The sequence below is a fragment of the Streptomyces sp. WMMB303 genome, from assembly GCF_029351045.1.
GTDB lineage: Bacteria > Actinomycetota > Actinomycetes > Streptomycetales > Streptomycetaceae > Streptomyces.
Genome location: NZ_JARKIN010000001.1, coordinates 3212501 through 3228166 on the forward strand (window position 1 = coordinate 3212501; position 15666 = coordinate 3228166).

Annotated in this window: 7 protein-coding genes and 1 pseudogene (1 of these 8 running past the window's edge); 3 read left to right on the top strand and 5 right to left on the bottom strand. The window is 75.3% G+C overall.

Annotation, left to right across the window (positions count from 1 at the left end):
• Positions 1-373: the 5' portion of a MarR family transcriptional regulator gene (locus P2424_RS14365; RefSeq protein ID WP_276476139.1), read on the bottom strand. Its footprint begins 164 nt before the window's first position; only the first 373 of its 537 coding nucleotides appear in the window; the start codon lies at positions 371-373; its stop codon lies off the left edge, out of view.
• A 124-nt stretch (positions 374-497) separates the two neighbouring features.
• On the opposite strand from P2424_RS14365, the gene P2424_RS14370 reads away from it, so the two are divergent.
• Positions 498-1832, top strand: coding sequence for an MFS transporter (locus tag P2424_RS14370; protein WP_276476140.1), 1335 nt, complete (start codon positions 498-500; stop codon positions 1830-1832).
• Positions 1833-1970: 138 nt separating this feature from the next.
• Here P2424_RS14370 and P2424_RS14375 read toward each other — a convergent pair whose 3' ends face one another.
• Complete coding sequence (locus tag P2424_RS14375) at positions 1971-4079, bottom strand: SpoIIE family protein phosphatase (protein WP_276476141.1); 2109 nt, start codon at positions 4077-4079, stop codon at positions 1971-1973.
• A gap of 129 nt (positions 4080-4208) precedes the next feature.
• Positions 4209-5729, bottom strand: coding sequence for an NAD(P)/FAD-dependent oxidoreductase (locus P2424_RS14380; protein ID WP_276476142.1), 1521 nt, complete (start codon positions 5727-5729; stop codon positions 4209-4211).
• A 341-nt stretch (positions 5730-6070) separates the two neighbouring features.
• On the opposite strand from P2424_RS14380, the gene P2424_RS14385 reads away from it, so the two are divergent.
• Together P2424_RS14385 and P2424_RS14390 are read left to right on the top strand one after the other, a co-directional pair.
• Positions 6071-6910 carry a TetR/AcrR family transcriptional regulator gene (locus P2424_RS14385; RefSeq protein WP_276476143.1) on the top strand — a complete coding sequence of 280 codons (840 nt, stop codon included), beginning with the start codon at positions 6071-6073 and terminating at the stop codon, positions 6908-6910.
• A 353-nt stretch (positions 6911-7263) separates the two neighbouring features.
• Positions 7264-8808 (top strand): annotated as a pseudogene (locus tag P2424_RS14390) (sigma-70 family RNA polymerase sigma factor); the annotation flags it as partial.
• Between the two features lie 89 nt (positions 8809-8897).
• Here P2424_RS14390 and P2424_RS14395 read toward each other — a convergent pair.
• Both P2424_RS14395 and P2424_RS14400 read right to left on the bottom strand, forming a co-directional pair.
• Positions 8898-12755: a BTAD domain-containing putative transcriptional regulator gene (locus P2424_RS14395; protein WP_276476144.1), complete on the bottom strand. Its 3858-nt coding sequence runs from the start codon at positions 12753-12755 to the stop codon at positions 8898-8900.
• 277 nt (positions 12756-13032) lie between these two features.
• On the bottom strand, positions 13033-15321 hold the full coding sequence (locus tag P2424_RS14400) for an asparagine synthase-related protein (protein WP_276476145.1): 2289 nt from the start codon (positions 15319-15321) through the stop codon (positions 13033-13035).
• Between the last annotated feature and the right edge of the window lie 345 nt (positions 15322-15666).

Sequence of the window (15666 nt, forward strand, 5' to 3'; positions counted from 1 at the left end):
TCTCCCGGCCGGTGTCGGTGAGGCCGATGATGACGCGGACCCGGTTGTCCGGGTCACGCTCTCGGGTGACGAGGTCCTGGGTGAGCATCCGGTCGATGCGGTGCGTCATCGCCGCCGGGGTGAGGCCGAGACGTCTGGCGATGGTGCCGGGCCAGAGCTGATACGGGCTGCCGGCCATGACGAGCTCCTTGAGGACCTCCCACTCCGGGCTGCTGAGACCGAGCGTCGCGAGCTGGCGGCCGTAGGCGACGCTCATCCTGCGGTCCAGCCTGCTCAGCGCGTTGACCACCTTCTCCACCTGGGGATCGAGCTCGCGGTACTCCCGCTGGTAGATGGCGATCTGCTCGTCGAGCGTCGGTTGTCGGTCCGGCATGTGCGCAGTATCGCACGGCAACTCATTCGCTCTAAACGCTTGCGCTGTGTATTCTTTAGGATCGAACTTTAGCTTCGAAGTCTTCGTAGCTGTACTCCTTGTCCCCCTCGACTCAGGTAGGTGAGTGTTGACCACGGCTGCGTCCTCGGCGTCCTCGGCGAAGGCCGCCGCGCTGCGGCGGATCCAGCTCGGAAACGCGCTGGCAGCTTTCGGAAACGGCTTCACGGTGCCGTTCCTCTTCGTCTATGTCGCGCGAGTGCGCGAGCTCGGCGACGGCACGGCGGGCGCGGTGCTCGCCGCGTTCGCCGCCGCCGCGCTGCTCGTGCTGCCGTTCACCGGGCGCGTCATCGACCGGAGCGGCCCCATGGTGATGGTCGTCGTCGGTGCCGTTTCGGCCGCGCTGGGCGCGCTGGGCTTCGGCCTGTCGACCGGTGCTGCTTCCGTGCTGGTGGCATCCGCCGTGATGGGCGCCGGGATCGCCGTGCTGCAGCCCGCGCTCGCGACGATGATCGTGCGGTGCTCGACGCCGGGGTCCCGTTCGCGAGCCTTCGCCACCCAGTTCTTCCTCAACAATCTCGGGCTCGGAGTCGGCGGCCTGCTGGGCGGGATGCTCGTCGACGAGCACGACCCGGCGAGCTTCACCCTGCTGTTCGTCATCGAGGCCTCGATGTTCCTGGTGCTGCTCGCGGTGCTGGTGACGGTGCGGATGAGCCGTCCGGCGGCCGCGACGGCCGAGGAAGTCGCCCAGGCAGCCGATGGAGCGCGGAGCTCCGGCTGGGGCGTACTGCTGCGGGACCGGTCGATGGTGCTGCTGTGTGTCCTGGGGTTCGTGATCTTCTTCGGGTGCTACGGGCAGTTCGAGTCGGGGCTGTCGGCGTACGCGGTGGAGGTCACCCGGATCTCGACGTCCACGCTGGGGATCGCGCTGGCTGCCAACACGGCGATGATCGTGCTGGCGCAGTTCGTCGTGCTGCGGCTGGTGGAGCGGCGGCGGCGCAGCCGGGTCGTGGCTCTGGTGGGACTGATCTGGACGGTCGCATGGTTGGCCGCGGGGGCTTCCGGGCTTGTGCACGGGGCGCAGGCCGTGGCCACCGCGCTGCTGATCGGCACCTATGCGCTGTTCGGGGTCGGCGAGACCATGCTGGCACCCACGGTGGCGCCGCTGGTCGCGGATCTGGCTCCGGCGCGCCTGGTGGGCCAGTACAACTCCGCTTTCGCGCTGGTGAAGCAGTTGGCGCTGGCCGTGGGCCCGGCCGTGGGCGGGGCGCTCGCCGCGGCGGGTGCCTGGTCGGCGTACATCGTGGTGCTGGTGCTGTGCTGCCTGGGCGTCGCCGGGCTGGCCCTGGTGCTGGGACGGCGGCTCACCGACCGCGAGGACCGGCCCGGTTCGGTCATCGTGGCGCGTGGAGAGTCCACCCGGCCGGTCGTCGAGGAGCAGCCTGTCGGGGCTGTCCACTGAGGTTCCGCGGGGCGAGCAGCTACCGGGTCCGGATCCGTCGGGACGGGGGCCCGGCGCGGCGAGAGCCGCCGGGCCCCCGGGTCAGACCTCCGGGCTCCGCCCGTCCGTCCGGGCGCAGGCCCCTGCCGCCGTATGCGCCTACGTGCCGGGCAGGGCGAACTCGCACCACACGGACTTGCCGCCGCCCGGGGTACGGCGGCTCCCCCACGCCGAGGCGATCGCCGCGATGATCGAGATGCCGCGCCCGGTCTCGTCGGCCGGTTCGGCGCGGCAGCGGCGCGGGAGGTGGTCGTCGCCGTCGGTGACCTCGATGATCAGGCGGCGGTCGGTACGGCGAAGCAGCAGCCGCATGGGCGGGGTGCCGTGCTGGAGTGAGTTGGCGACCAGTTCGCTGGCGGCCAGCACGCCCAGGTCGCGGAGTTCGGTGGGGAAGCGCCAGGATGCCAGGACGCCGGAGGCGAAGGCGCGGGCGCGAGGGGCCGCTTCGGTGCCGCCGAGCAGGTCGAGCGCCGCGTTGTGGAACAGTTCGGCGTCGGGGCCGGTCCGTGCGGGGTGCTGGAAGACGAGGAGAGCCACGTCGTCGTCGTGGTCCTCGGTGATGCCCAGGGCGCGCAGCAGCCGGTCGCAGACGATGTCGGGCGAGCCGGTGGCGCCTGCGAAGGCGTGTTCGAGCGCCGCCACGCCCTCGTCGATGTCGGCGTCCCGGCGTTCGATCAGGCCGTCGGTGTAGAGGACGGCGGTGGCGCCCTCCGGCAGCGGCAGACTGCCCGAGGTGTGCAACCAGCCGCCGGTGCCCAGCGGCGGGCCGGTGTGCTCGGTGGCCCGCAGGACGGTGCCGTCCGCGTCCCGCACCAGGATGGGCACGTGTCCGGCGGAGGCGTAGCTGAGGCAGCCCTCGTTGGGGTCGTGGACGGCGTAGACGCAGGTGGCGATCTGGGAGGCGTCGATCTCGGCGGCGAGCCCGTCGAGGAGTTGCAGAATCTCGTGCGGCGGCAGGTCGAGCCGCGCGTAGGCGCGGACCGCCGTGCGGAGCTGTCCCATGACGGCGGCGGCGCGTACTCCCCGGCCCATGACGTCGCCGATGACGAGCGCGGTGCGGCCGGCGCCGAGGGTGATGACGTCGTACCAGTCGCCCCCGACGGCGGCGTCGGTTCCGCCTGGCTGGTAGGTGGCGGCGACCCGCAGGTCGTCGGGCTGCTCCAACTCCTGGGGCAGCAGGCTGCGCTGGAGGGTGACGGCGGCCTCGCGCTGGCGGCGTTCGCTGGCGCGCAGCCGCTCCGCGGCCTCCACCTGGTCGGTGACGTCCGCGGCGAAGATGAGCACTCCGCTGTCGACCGAGGTGCTGATCGGGGTGCAGGTGAAGGTGTAGTAGCCGGGGCGCCGTCTGCCGCCGGGCACGCCTTGCTGCGGTGGGACGCGGCGGGATTTGACCGTACGTGGTCGACCGCTGCGCCGGACCTGGTCCATCAGCGGGAGCAGGCCGAGTTCCACCAGTTCGGGCAGGGCCTCGCGGGCCGCCGCACCGGTGGGGCGGGGTCCGAAGACACGGCTGTAGGCGTCGTTGACGAACGCGATGCGATGTTCGGGGCCGTGCACGACGGCGGCCAGCGCCGGGACCTCTCCGAGCAGGGCGCGGACCGGGAGCGCGTCGATGGCCCGTCTGCGCTGCCACCCTGCCTCGTCGGACTCCGTCCCGGGGCCTGCTTCGAGGTCCGCCACGGCTGGGCCGATGCCTGCTCCGGCGCCGGTTGGGGAAGCGGCTCCCCGCGTCGGGCGGGCTTCCCGCGTCGACGCGGCGTCCGGTCCCGGACCGGACGCGGGGCTCGACGCGGAGTCCGGTGCGGAGTCCGGTGCGGTCTCCCCGCCGGGGGCGGCGGGAGAGCCCCCGTCGGCCTCGGCGGGCGGGCGGCTGCGGGCCGCGGGGACGGTGGGGTTGTCGGAGTCGTCGTCGTGCGGGTGGGGTGCCCGGCCGGGCACCGGCCGGGCGGGCGTCGCCCGGCGGTCGGAGGTGGCGGGCGGGGCGGCGGGAGCGGCGGGCGGACCGGCGGGCGGTTCCCCGCCGGCCGCTTCCGTCTCCCCGCCCGCGGCGCCGCTGCCGTCGCTGCCGCGGCGGGTTGTCCCGTCGCCCTCGTCCGTGCCGCTTCCGGAGATCCCGGCCGACCGCGCTCGCGCCTTTATCGCGGCCTGTGCGGCTGCGGTGCGCCGCTGTGTGCCGGGCAGTCGGGCGCTCCAGCGCGTGAAGTTCACGTCGTCCGATTCCTTGTGTGGTTCGCGGTGTTCGCTCGGTCGCTCCGGACCGCTTCGGGGTCACGCTTCGCAGGCACGGGCCCACCCATGGTCACATGTCCAGTGTGGCCCACCGTGCCGGTGGAACCCTCAGTTCTCGTCGGGGCGCCGTACGGTGCCCGCCGCGGATTCGAACTCGGCACGGGGGTGCTCCAGCGAGCCGAGGGAGACGATCTCCCTCTTGAACAGGCCGGAGAGTACCCATTCCGCCAGCACCCGTGCCTTCCGGTTGAAGGTCGGCACCCGGCTGAGGTGGTAGGCGCGGTGCATGAACCAGGCAGGGTAGCCCTTGAGTTTCCGTCCGTACACGTGGGCGACGCCCTTGTGCAGCCCGAGGGAGGCGACGGATCCGGCGTAGGAGTGCCGGTAGGGGGTGGGTTCCCGTCCCTCGCTCACCGCGGCGAGGTTGTCGGCGAGGCAGCGCGCCTGCCGTACGGCGTGCTGCGCGTTGGGGGCGCACAGCGGAGGTTCCGCGCCGTCCGTCGGCTCCGTGTCGGCGGTGAGGTCGGGGACGGCCGCCGCGTCGCCGGCCGACCAGGCGTGCTCGGTTCCCTCGACGCGCAGGGTGGCCGCGCACTTGAGCTTGCCGCGCGCGGTGACCGGCAGTCCGGTGCGGGCCAGCAGAGGGTGGGGTTTGACACCGGCCGTCCACACCAGGGTGCGGGCGGGGTGGCGGGACCCGTCGCTGAGGACGGCGACCCTGTCCTCGCACGAGTCCAGACGAGTCTCCAGGCGCACGTCGATGTTGCGGGCACGCAGCTCGCGCAGCGCGTACCCGCCCATCTCGGCTCCGACCTCGGGCAGGATCCGGTCGCTGGCCTCCACCAGCAGGAAGCGCAGGTCGTCGGCGGAGATGTTGTGGTAGTAGCGGCAGGCGTAGCGGGCCATGTCCTCCAGTTCGGCCAGTGCTTCGACGCCCGCGTAGCCGCCGCCGACGAAGACGAAGGTGAGGGCGGCGTCCCGGAGGGCGGGGTCCCGGGTGGAGGAGGCGATGTCGAGCTGTTCGAGCACGTGGTTGCGGAGCCCGATGGCCTCCTCGACGGTCTTGAACCCGATGCCGTGCTCGGCCAGCCCCGGCACCGGGAGCGTCCGTGAGACGGATCCGGGTGCCAGCACGAGCTCGGTGTAGGGCAGTTCGAGGGTCCGCCGCTCGGGGTGTTCTCCCGGGGCCGCCGCTCGGGCGGCGTCCGCCTCCGCCGTGGCGAGTGTGCTGATGTGCGCGACGCGGCGTGCGGGGTCGATGGTGCGCGCCTCGCCGACGATGACCTGGCAGTCCGGCAGTACGCGGCGCAGGGGGACGACGACGTGCCGGGGGGAGATCGAACCGGCCGCTGCCTCGGGCAGGAACGGCTGGTACGTCATGTACGGGTCCGGGTCCAGGATCGTGATGACGACCCCGGCGGCGGACTCCAGTGACGAGGCGACCGGCGCGCCCGGGCTGCCCAGGGCGTCCGGCGCGTCCGGCGCGGCAGCCTCGTCCACGCCGGCGGCGCGCTTGAGGCGCTGCTTGAGTCTGCGCTGGAGGCGCAGAGCTGTGTACATGCCGACGTAGCCGCCGCCGACGACGAGGATGCGCGCGGGTTCCGCAGGTTCCTTCGTGGCCTTCGTCACCTGACCATGACGCACCCTCGGCCCCTCGTTTGTCCACAGGACACGTCAATCATGTGACCAGGGTGCGCCGGGCGTCCGTGGTACCGCTGATGTCGTAGTGAGGGCGGTCCGCGCAGGTCACGGCAGATATGAGGAGGGCGAGCAGGGGGTCGGGCCGCGGTACGACCGATACCGGGGTTCGGCTGTCGGAGGGCCGTGCCCGGACGCCCTCTTCTCTCTCGGGGTGGGCTCAACTATGTTCGTACCTCAATGGGTGCGGCCTCTGGACCAGTGCGCCGTATCCCGGCCCCGCGGACGCGGGGGTCTCCGGGGGGAGACATGGATTTACCGGGGGAACAACGATGCGCATTCAGGGTATTCACGGCTCTCGCGCGGGGGCGGCGCCGACCGCTGTCCCGACCGTCGCGGAGAGCCAGGCCACCGCACACGCCACCGCGACCGCGACCGCCAGGCGGACCGCTCCGCTGCGGGTGGACGCACAGCGGAATCTGGAGCATGTACTGCGCGCGGCGCGCGAGGTCTTCGGCGAGCTGGGCTACGGCGCGCCGATGGAGGACGTCGCACGCCGGGCACGGGTGGGGGTCGGGACGGTCTACCGCCGCTTCCCGAGCAAGGACGTGCTGGTCAGGCGGATTGCCGAGGAAGAGACAGCACGGTTGACCGAACAGGCGCGGGCCGCGCTGGGCCAGGAGGAGGAACCCTGGTCGGCGCTCTCCCGCTTCCTGCGCACTTCGGTCGCCTCCGGTGCCGGACGGCTGCTGCCGCCCCGGATACTCCGGGCCGAGGGCCGGCTCGAGAGCGCGCTGCGGGTGCCTCCGCAGCGCACGTCGGCGCCGGGCGAGTCCGCCGAGGCACCGGCCCGGGCCGAGGGCGGTCAGCCGGAGCTGCGGCTGGTGGAGCATGCTCCGGCCGCCGCGGCGTCCGCCGAGGGCGGACCTGGCGCGGCGTACGACGGGCTGGAGGACGATCCCGGGGCGATCGAGTTGTTGCAGGTCGTCGGGCAGTTGGTCGAGCGGGCGCGGGCGGCGGGCGAGCTGCGGCCGGACGTGACCGTCGGCGATGTGCTGCTGGTGATAGCGACCGCCGCGCCGTCGCTGCCCGACGCGGCGCAGCAGGCCGCTGCCTCGACCCGGCTGCTGGACATCCTGCTGGAGGGGCTGCGCTCCCGCGGCGGGCGCTGATCGGGCGCTGAGCAACCTGTCGTCCGGCGGCACCGCTCCCGTCGGTCGTCCCCTCGGGTCGCTCCCGCCGGATCGCTCCCGCCGGTCGCCGTCTGCCGCCCGGCGCTCCGCCCGGCTTCGTGGCCTGCCGCGGACGCCGGGCAGCGGGCGCCCGGCGCGCTGCCCGGGACTGCCACGCGAGCCGTGGACGCCTGACGCCCCGCCTCGGCGCTTGACGCCCCGCCTCGGCATGCGCAGAACCGTACGGAACAACCCGAACGAGTGGTTGGTCTGCTTGTCGGGTTCCGTCCCGCCGGGGCTGTGCCACTCTGACGCGATGGTCAGCACGCAGGGCGAGTACGGAAGTCGCGGCTATGGGTGGTGACAGGGAGCAGAAGCGCGGAGAGTCCGGCCCGGACTCCGCGCGGGGGCGGCCCGGCAAGGCCGCCGGACGCCAGGTGCCCGAGCAGCGGCGGCGGCCCGGCCGCTCGGAGGACCACGGGAGCCGCTGTGAGGCCGGCCGCCCTCCCCGCGGTACCGAGCGCGGGGTCCGCAGCGGGCGCGGCGGCCGCGGCGTCTCCGACGTGGAGTTGCTCGCCCGGATGCGGGAGGGCGACGACAGGGCGTACGAGGAGCTGTACCGGCGGCACGCCGAGTCGGTGCGCCGCTACGCCCGGACCTGCTGCCGGGACGCGGACACCGCGGAGGACCTCACGGGCGAGGTCTTCGCACGCACACTGCAGGCCGTGCGCGGCGGCAAGGGGCCCGAGGTGTCGGTCCGCGCCTATCTCCTCGCCTCCGTGCGGCGGGTGGCGGCGGACTGGGCACGGACCCGGCGCCGCGAGCGGCTGGTGGACGACTTCGCGGCATTCGCGCAGGCGGCAGCCGGCTCAGCGGGCGGCGAGGGTGAGACGCTGGCGCCCGGTGCCGAGGTGCGCGCGATGCGGGAGGCGGAGCAGAAGCTGATCGTCCGGGCGTTCCGGAGCCTGTCCGAGTACGACCGGATGCTGCTGTGGCACACCGCCGTCGAGGGCGTGCCGCCGCAGGAGGTGGCACCGCTGCTGGGCAAGTCCCGTGGGGCCACGGCGACGGCGGCCCACCGGGCGCGGGAGCACCTCAAGCAGGCGTATCTGCAGGCCCATGTGAGTCAGGCGCTGACGAGCGAGGGCGGTGAGTGCGCCCGGTACGCGGACCGGCTGGGCGCCTATGCGCGCGGTGGGCTGCGGATGCGGGCCGAGCGCGGACTGGCCCGGCACTTGGAGGAGTGCCCGGCGTGCCGTCAGGCGGCGTCGGAGGTCCGGGACCTGAACGAGCACATCAGGCTGCTGGTGCCGGTGGCCCTGGTGGGCTGGTTCGGAACGACCGGCGGCGCCCAGGCGTTCGGCGCGCTGCTCGGCACCGGTACCACGGCGGGCGGCGCAGCGGTCGGCGGAGCGGCGGCGGGCAGCGGCGCGGCAGCGACCAGCGGCGCGGCGGCAGGCAGCGGCGGTGCGAGCGGCACCGGCGGCGCGGCTTCCGAAGGGCTCGGCGCCCCGGCGAAGGCCGGTATCGGACTGGGAGTGGTGGCGGCGGCCGGTGCGGTGCTCGCGTACGCGCTGAGCGGCGGCGCCGACGAACCCGCGGGGAAGCCGGAGGCTCGGCGCCCCGCACCGACCGCCGCACCCGGCACGCCCGACGAGCCGCCGCGGCAGCCGGATCCGGCTCCGCAGCCCGGCCAGCCGGGACCCGCACCTGCCGCGCCCGATCCGGCGCCGCCCCCGAAGGAGGCGAAGGAGCCGCCCGCCGCGACGAGCCCGGCGCCGGCTGCGGCGGCCGAGCCCGGCGGGCAGCCGGAGCCGCCGCGCCGGACACCGCCCCCGGATCCCGGCCCGGCGCCGCCGCGCCCCGCCCCGCCCCGCCCGGCGCCACCGTCGGCGCCGCCCGGGCGCCACGTCGTCGAGATCACCCCGGACACCGTGACGCTCAGCTCCGGAACCGGGGACCGTACGGTGCGGCTGGTGGTGAAACGTCACCCCGCGACGGTGGGTGGCGCGGCTTCCGTCGAGCTGTCGGCGCCGAACTGGCCGCACAGCTCCTCCAACCGCTCGACGGCCCGGACACCGGTCAGCGGCGGGCGGCGGGCGGCTGTACCGCCGACCGGGGAGTAGCCGCGGACCGCGCGGTCGAGACGGAGTTCGGGAACACTCGCGGGCAGTTCCCCGCGCCGTCGGCGGGCCGCGTCGGCGAACTCGACCGCCGCCGCGTGCCGGCCCGCGAGGTGCAGGATGTAGCCGGCCGTCAGCAGGGCTTGGCCCACCAGATGTTCCGGGATGCCGACCTCCAGGCCGAGCCGCAGCGCAGTGGTGATCTTGCGAACGGCCATCCCCGGCGGTTCGACGCCCTCCGAGGCGGTGATCCGGGCATCCAGGATCCGCAGCATGACGTCGAACATCTCGGGCGGCGAACCGACCGTGGCGTGCTCCTCGGCCTGCCCGTGGAGCGCCCGGGCCGAGACGAGATCCCCGCCCTCGGCGGCGGCGACCGCGCGGAGGAAGACACCGAGCGTCAGCGCATCCCGGATGCCCAGGCGTTCGGCCTCCGCGACGGCGCGCTGTGCGAGCCGGTCGGCCTGCCCCGTGTCACCGCGCCGGAACCACACGTCGGCGATGCGGGCGAGCAGCAGCGGCACCTCGGTGAGGGCGCCGAGCTGCTCCGCGTATCGCAGGGCGTTCTCGAAGTCCGTCCTGGCGTCGTCGTAGCGCCCCTCCTGGAGGGCGGTCTCCGCGCGCAGTCCGCACAACTGACTCAGCAGCCAGCGGTCGCCGGTGCTCTCGGCGAGGGCTCCGATCTCGGGCAGGTCGTCGTGGGTGAGGGACAGCCCGCCGGGGCGGTCGATCCGCACGTGGGCGCGGAAGAGCAGTGCCACGGCCAGCCCCCACGGCTCGCTGTGGCGGCGGCAGTTGGCGACCGCGAGGTCCATCAGCGGGGCCACGGCCTTGTTGCCGTCGACGAGGTAGCCGGTGAAGGGCCAGAACATGCCGGGGAAGCGGGCGGCCGCAGGGCCCGGCTTTCTGAAGGTGGCGAGCAGTTCCTCGGCGACGGCGCGGTGGTGGGGGTCGGAGAGCAGCGTCTGGGTGTGGTGCTCGGACAGCAGGAAGTAGTCCAGCAGTTGCAGCTCCCGGCGGAGCATCTCCTCCTCCGGGCCGCGCTCCTCCGCGGCGGCGGGGAGCAGCGCCAGCACGGATTCGACCCAATGCGCGCCCTCGTCGCGGTAGTTGCGCAGCCACCAGAACCAGCCTGCGGCGCGGGCGAACGCAACGGCGGTCTCCCGGTCCCCGCGGCTGAGCGAGCGGCGCAGTGCGGCACGGATGTTGTCCAGGTCGGCCTCCACCCTGGGCAGCCAGGAGAGCTGTTCGGCGGAGCGGAGGCGGGGTTCGGCCGCCTCGGCGAAGCGGAGGAGCTGGGCCGTGTGCCGCGCCTCGGCCGCGCGGCGTTCGGCGGGATGCTCGGCGGCGCGCTCGCGGGCGTAGTCGTGGATCGTCTCCAGCATGCGGTAGCGCATACCGGTGCCGCACTGTTCGGGTGGCTGGTCGGCGACGAGGAGGGACTTGTCCACCAGGGCGGAGAGCAGGTCGAGTACCTCCTCCGGACAGATCCGCGGAGCAGCGGACCATCCGGTGTCCTCTTCCGGTACACGCGGGGCGGACGCCGGTACGCGCGGGGCGTCCTCGGCCGGCTCGACGCTGCACGCCGGCGGCTCGGCATCGCGCACCGGAGGTCCGGCCCCGTGCGAGGCGGGAGGAGCGCCTCCCGCCCCCGCCGGAGTCCGGCAGTCCGCAGCGGCCCCGGGGCGCCCCTCGGTGGCCCCGGGCGGCCCGTCGCCGGTCGCCGCTGCCGCTTGGGCGGGCCCGGATGCGCCGCCGTCGGCCGGCGGCGCCTCTGCCGCCGCCGCTGGTACGCCGTCCGCGGCCGGCGGCATACGCCCCGCGCAGACGTGTTCTGCGGCAGAGAGGGTGCAGCCGCCCGCGAAGACGGACAGCCGGCGTACGACGGCGCGCTCGCGCTCGTCCAGCAGGTCCCAGGACCAGTCGACCACCGCGCGAAGGGTCTGCTGCCGCGGCAGTACGGTGCGGCTTCCGTTGGTCAGCAGCCGGAAGCGGTCGTCGAGCCGGCCGGCGATCTGACGCGGGGTGAGCGACCGCAGCCGGGCCGCGGCGAGTTCGATCGCCAGCGGCAGCCCGTCGAGGCGTCGGCAGATCTCGGCAACCGCGTCCGGGTCCGCGCTCGGCCGGAAGCCCGGGCGGGCCGCGGCGGCGCGGTCGGCGAACAGCCGGTGGGCGGACGCCGGCGGCAGCGGCTCGACCGGACGTACCGTCTCGCCCTGCACGTCCAGGCGTTCGCGGCTGGTGCTCAGCACCGTCAGACCAGGGCAGTGGGCCAGCAGCGTCTCGGCGAGACCGGCGGCGGCGTGGACGACGTGCTCGCAGTTGTCGAGTACGACCAGCAGACGGCGCTGCTCCAGATGCTCGACCAGCAGGGCTGTCGGATCCTTCTCACCGGCCGGCGGTCGGGCGCTCTCGGTCGCTGCGCTGGACAGCGAGGTCACCCGGCGGCCGAGGGCGCTGAGTACGGCGCCGGGGACCGACGCGGGGTGGTCGAGCGAGGCGAGCTCCACCAGCCAGGCACCGTCGGGATATGTCGCCGGATCAGCGGCGGCCGCGGTCGCGGCGACCTGTTCGGCCAGCCGCGTCTTGCCCGCACCGCCCGGTCCGATCAGGGTGACGAGCCGGGCCGCGTCGAGGTCGGAGCGGATCGCGGCGATGTCGGCCCCGCGTCCCACGAAACTGGTCAGCCGGGACCGGAGATTGCCGGGCGGAGCCGTACCGGGAGCCGGAACCGAGCCGGGGGCCGGGGCCCGGCCGCGGGCCGCGGCCGGGCCGGTCCGTGGGCCGGTCCGTGGGCCGGTCCGCGGGCCGGCGGCCGGCTGCCGGGCGGAGTCCGGCCCCCTGCCGTCCCGCGCTGCCGCGACACCGTACGGAGCGTTCGGAGCCTCCGGAGGGGCAGCCCCCGAAGCCGGCCCCGGGCCCGTCCCCCGGGCACCCGGGGGACGCCGGATGCCCGGCCCGGGCGGCTCCTCGTCGGTACCGGCGGAGAGCAGTTCGAGGTGCAGCGCGCGCAGTTCGTGGCCCGGGTCGGCACCGAGGCGGGCGGCCATGTCCCGGCGTACGGACTCGTAGGCGGCCAGCGCCTCCGCCGGGCGGCCGCTCTCGTGCAGCGCCCGCAGGTAGAGCGTCTGCAACGGCTCGTCGAGCGGGCGTTCGGGGGCGAGTTCGCGCAGCTCGGGAAGGACCCGCTCGGCGCGGCCCAGGGCGAGGTCGGCCGTGAGGCGGCGCAGCAGCGCGGTGTGCCGCAGCGCCTCGGCGCGGGCTGCGGCGGAGGCCCCGTCCGGCAGGTCGGCCACGGCGGGGCCCCGCCACAGCGCGAGCCCCTCGCGGAGCACGGCGGCGGCCCGCTCGGGCTCGCCCGCCGCCAGGGCGCGCTCTCCTTCGGCGGCCAGCGCTTCGAAGCGCACCAGGTCGACGTCGTCCCGCTCCGGGTCGATCCGGAGCCGGTAGCCGCCCGGCAGCGACTCGACGGCGTCCTTGCCGAGGGACCGGCGCAGCCTGCTGACCAGTGCCTGCAGCGCGGCCGGAGCGTTCTCCGGCCGCGCTTCGGGCGACACGTCCGCCCACACCTCGTCGATCAGCGTGTCCTGGGAGGCGGGGGCGCGGTTGCCGGCGCGCAGTGCGAGAGCGGCGAGCAGCGCACGCAGTCGCTGCCCGCCCAGCGGAAGAGGCCGTCCGGCCTCGTCTCGCGCTTCGCTCGCCCCCAGGATCAGATACCGCACGGGCCCATTGTCCCTGTCGGGGCCGAACCGCCGGATGCATTTTCCGTGCGGAGCCCTGTTCCTTCGGCAGGACCGTCCGGGGCGGGTGTGCGGAGCGCCGAAGCGGACCGTGCGCCGATCGGAGCCGCTGCGGTCGGGGCCGCTGCGGTCGGGGCCGGTCGCTCACGGCAGTTGCCGGGCGGCCCCGCGGTCGCCGGGCGGCGCGTGGTCCCGCGGTGGGCGGGAGGCGGCACCCACCGGGTGGACGGGGGGCGAGCGCCGGTGGCCGGGAGGGGCGTCATGCTCCGGTGGGCGGGAGGATCCGTTCGTAGCGGCCGTCCGGGTGGACGCCCGCGGCGGCGGCGCGGTGGCGGGGCGCGGCCGAGCCCGTCCAGCAGGTGCCGCGCCGGGCCAGCAGCCGGCCCAGCCACAGCTCCATGGAGACCAGGTCGGCGACGCCTTCCACGGGCAACTGCTCGCCCCGCGCCACCCGCTGCACGGCCTGGCGTACGACCCGGGCCTCCACCAGTCCGGCCTCGGCCAGCAGCGGTGCCCGGAAGAGCTCCAGCAGGTGCTCGGCGGCCAGGCGTACCCCCGCGCGCAGGGCGGCGTGGTGCGTGCCGTGGGTGGGGGCGCCCCAGCCGGGCGGGAGTTCGTGCACGCCCGCGCCCGCGAGTGCGGCCCGCAGTATCGAACCGCGTGCCTCCGGGCGCACCCGGAGCGCTTCGGGAAGTTCCCGGGCCGCACGGACGACTTGGTTGTCGAAGAAGGGGGCGTGCAGTCGCTGGCCACGGATCTCCACCGCCTGTTCGAGGACCCGGTGGTCGGCGGCGGCGCGGGTGAGCGCGGCCCGGGCCCGCCGTTCGCCGGGGCGTTCGACGGAGGGGCGGGCCTGCGCCGCGCCCTCCAGCCGCAGTGACACCTCCGCCAGGGCCTCGCCGGTGAGCCAGCGCGCGGCCGGCCCGGGGCGGCACCAGGTGAGTGCGGCGACGGAGGCGTCCACGGCGCTCTCGCCGCCCTCGGGGTACGGCGCGAAGGCGGCGGCGGTGAAGGCGCTGTCGCGCAGCAGCGCCGCCGCCTCCGTCACCCCGTCGCGGTAGGAGGTGCGGGCCAGCCTGCGCGCCGCGCGGTAGATGGTGACGGGTACCAGCAGGGAGCGGCCCGCGGCCTGCCCGCCGCTCTGTCCCTCGGCGCGGGCCAGCGCGGCGACGGGCCGCACCAGATGGCGGCGGCGCCGGTCCAGCAGCAGGTCCGCCAGCCGCGCCGGGTGCGCGTCGACGACCTGGCGGGCGCCGGAGCCGAGGAAGTGGTCCGAGCTGCCGGCGGAGAGCCGGCCGCGGTGGCGTTCCGCGGTCACCAGCGAGGGGCCCGGCTCGTCGGTGAGGGGGCCGCCGGTCAAGTCCGCGTAGGGCAGCGCATCCTGGCCGCCGGTCACCACGACGTGCCGCAGCCGGGGGTTCTCCGCGATGCTGTGCGCCCGCTCCAGCTCGGCGAGGTGGCTGTCGGCGCCTGCGGAGTCGGTCGGGCCGGCGGTGCGGTCCGCCAGGGTGAGGTCGTTGAAGGTGACGGCCAGCAGCCGCTCTCCCGCTTCGGCCGCACCCGAGCCGAGGACGGTCCCGGGTGTGCCGGGCAGTCCGGCGGCGAGCAGGGCCAGGGTTCCGGAGGCGGGTCCTCCGGAGAGGTCGGCGCCGACTCCGGGGGCCGGGCCGCCGCGTGCCCGCTGCCGGTCGGCGGGGCCCATGCCGGGCACCGGGCCCGGATCGCGTGCGTCGGGGTCGTGTCCGGCGGCGTGGCGGGGTGCGGTGAGCCGGGCGCGTACGGCCTCCACGAGCGCGTCCCGCACGCCCGCGACCGCGGTCTCCGGGTCGACGGGCGGGGCGCCGACGACCAGCGAGCCGGAGGTCTCGTAGCCGGCGATCTCGCGACTGCCGCCGTCCCGGACGATCAGCGCGTGCCCCGGCGGGACTCTGCGTACGCCGCGGAAGGGCGTGCCGTCGCCGAGCGCCTCGGGCGCTTCCGGGCAGGCCAGTTGGACGGCCAGGTGGCCGAAGTCCAGTTCGGCTTCGATCAGGTCGGCGAGCGGGAGGGCGGCTGTCGCGTAGGCGGTCCCGCCGGCCCAGGGCGCGTGGAAGACGGGCCGGGCGCCTGCGAGGTCGGCGGCCACCGTGACGCGGCGGCCCACGGAGGCGACGGCGGTGTAGCTGCCGGGCCACGCGGTCAGGTGGCGGAAGGCTCCGCCGCGTGCGGCGATCAGTCCGGCCCGCAGTTCGTCGTCGTCGGCGCCGCAGCAGCCCAGTACCGCGAGCCGGTTGCCCGGCTCGGACTCGACGACGCGGATCTCGTCGGGCCGCCAGTCGCCGACGGCCCACAGCGGATCGGGGCCACCCCAGAGCACGTGGGCGCCGATGGGCCGGAGGGTGCCGTCCTGGCCGTCGGGTACGTGCGCGGTGTGCGGGGCCGGCCCGGCGGGACCGTACCCGTCGGGACCGGCGAAACCGTACCCGCCGCGGCCGTTGGCGGTGCGGACGGGGCCGCGGCGGCCGTCGGGGGTTGCCGTGGCGCTGCTCCACCCCACCAACCAACGCATCGCCGCCCTGCTTTCGCGTCGCTCCGCTGTGTGCCCCGGCGCGCGGGCGGCCTCGCCCCGCCGCGCGGGGCGCCCGGTGCGGATGCCCTGCGCCGGAGAAGCCGCTGTCGATGCGGCCGGGGCAGCCGCTGCTGTTGCGGCCATGGTGCCATGAGAGTGGCGCGCGGGCGGCGTGCGAGGGGCGCAGACCTCGGCGCATCCGGTCGCGGCTTCGCGCCGTGCGGCGTCCTCGGGTGCGCTCGGAACCTCCGGGCACCGGGCGGCATATACCTCCGGCGTGCCCGCCCGGCACCGCACACGCGACCGATGTCATTCGGCCAAATATGAACGGCTGCGGCAGTCCGG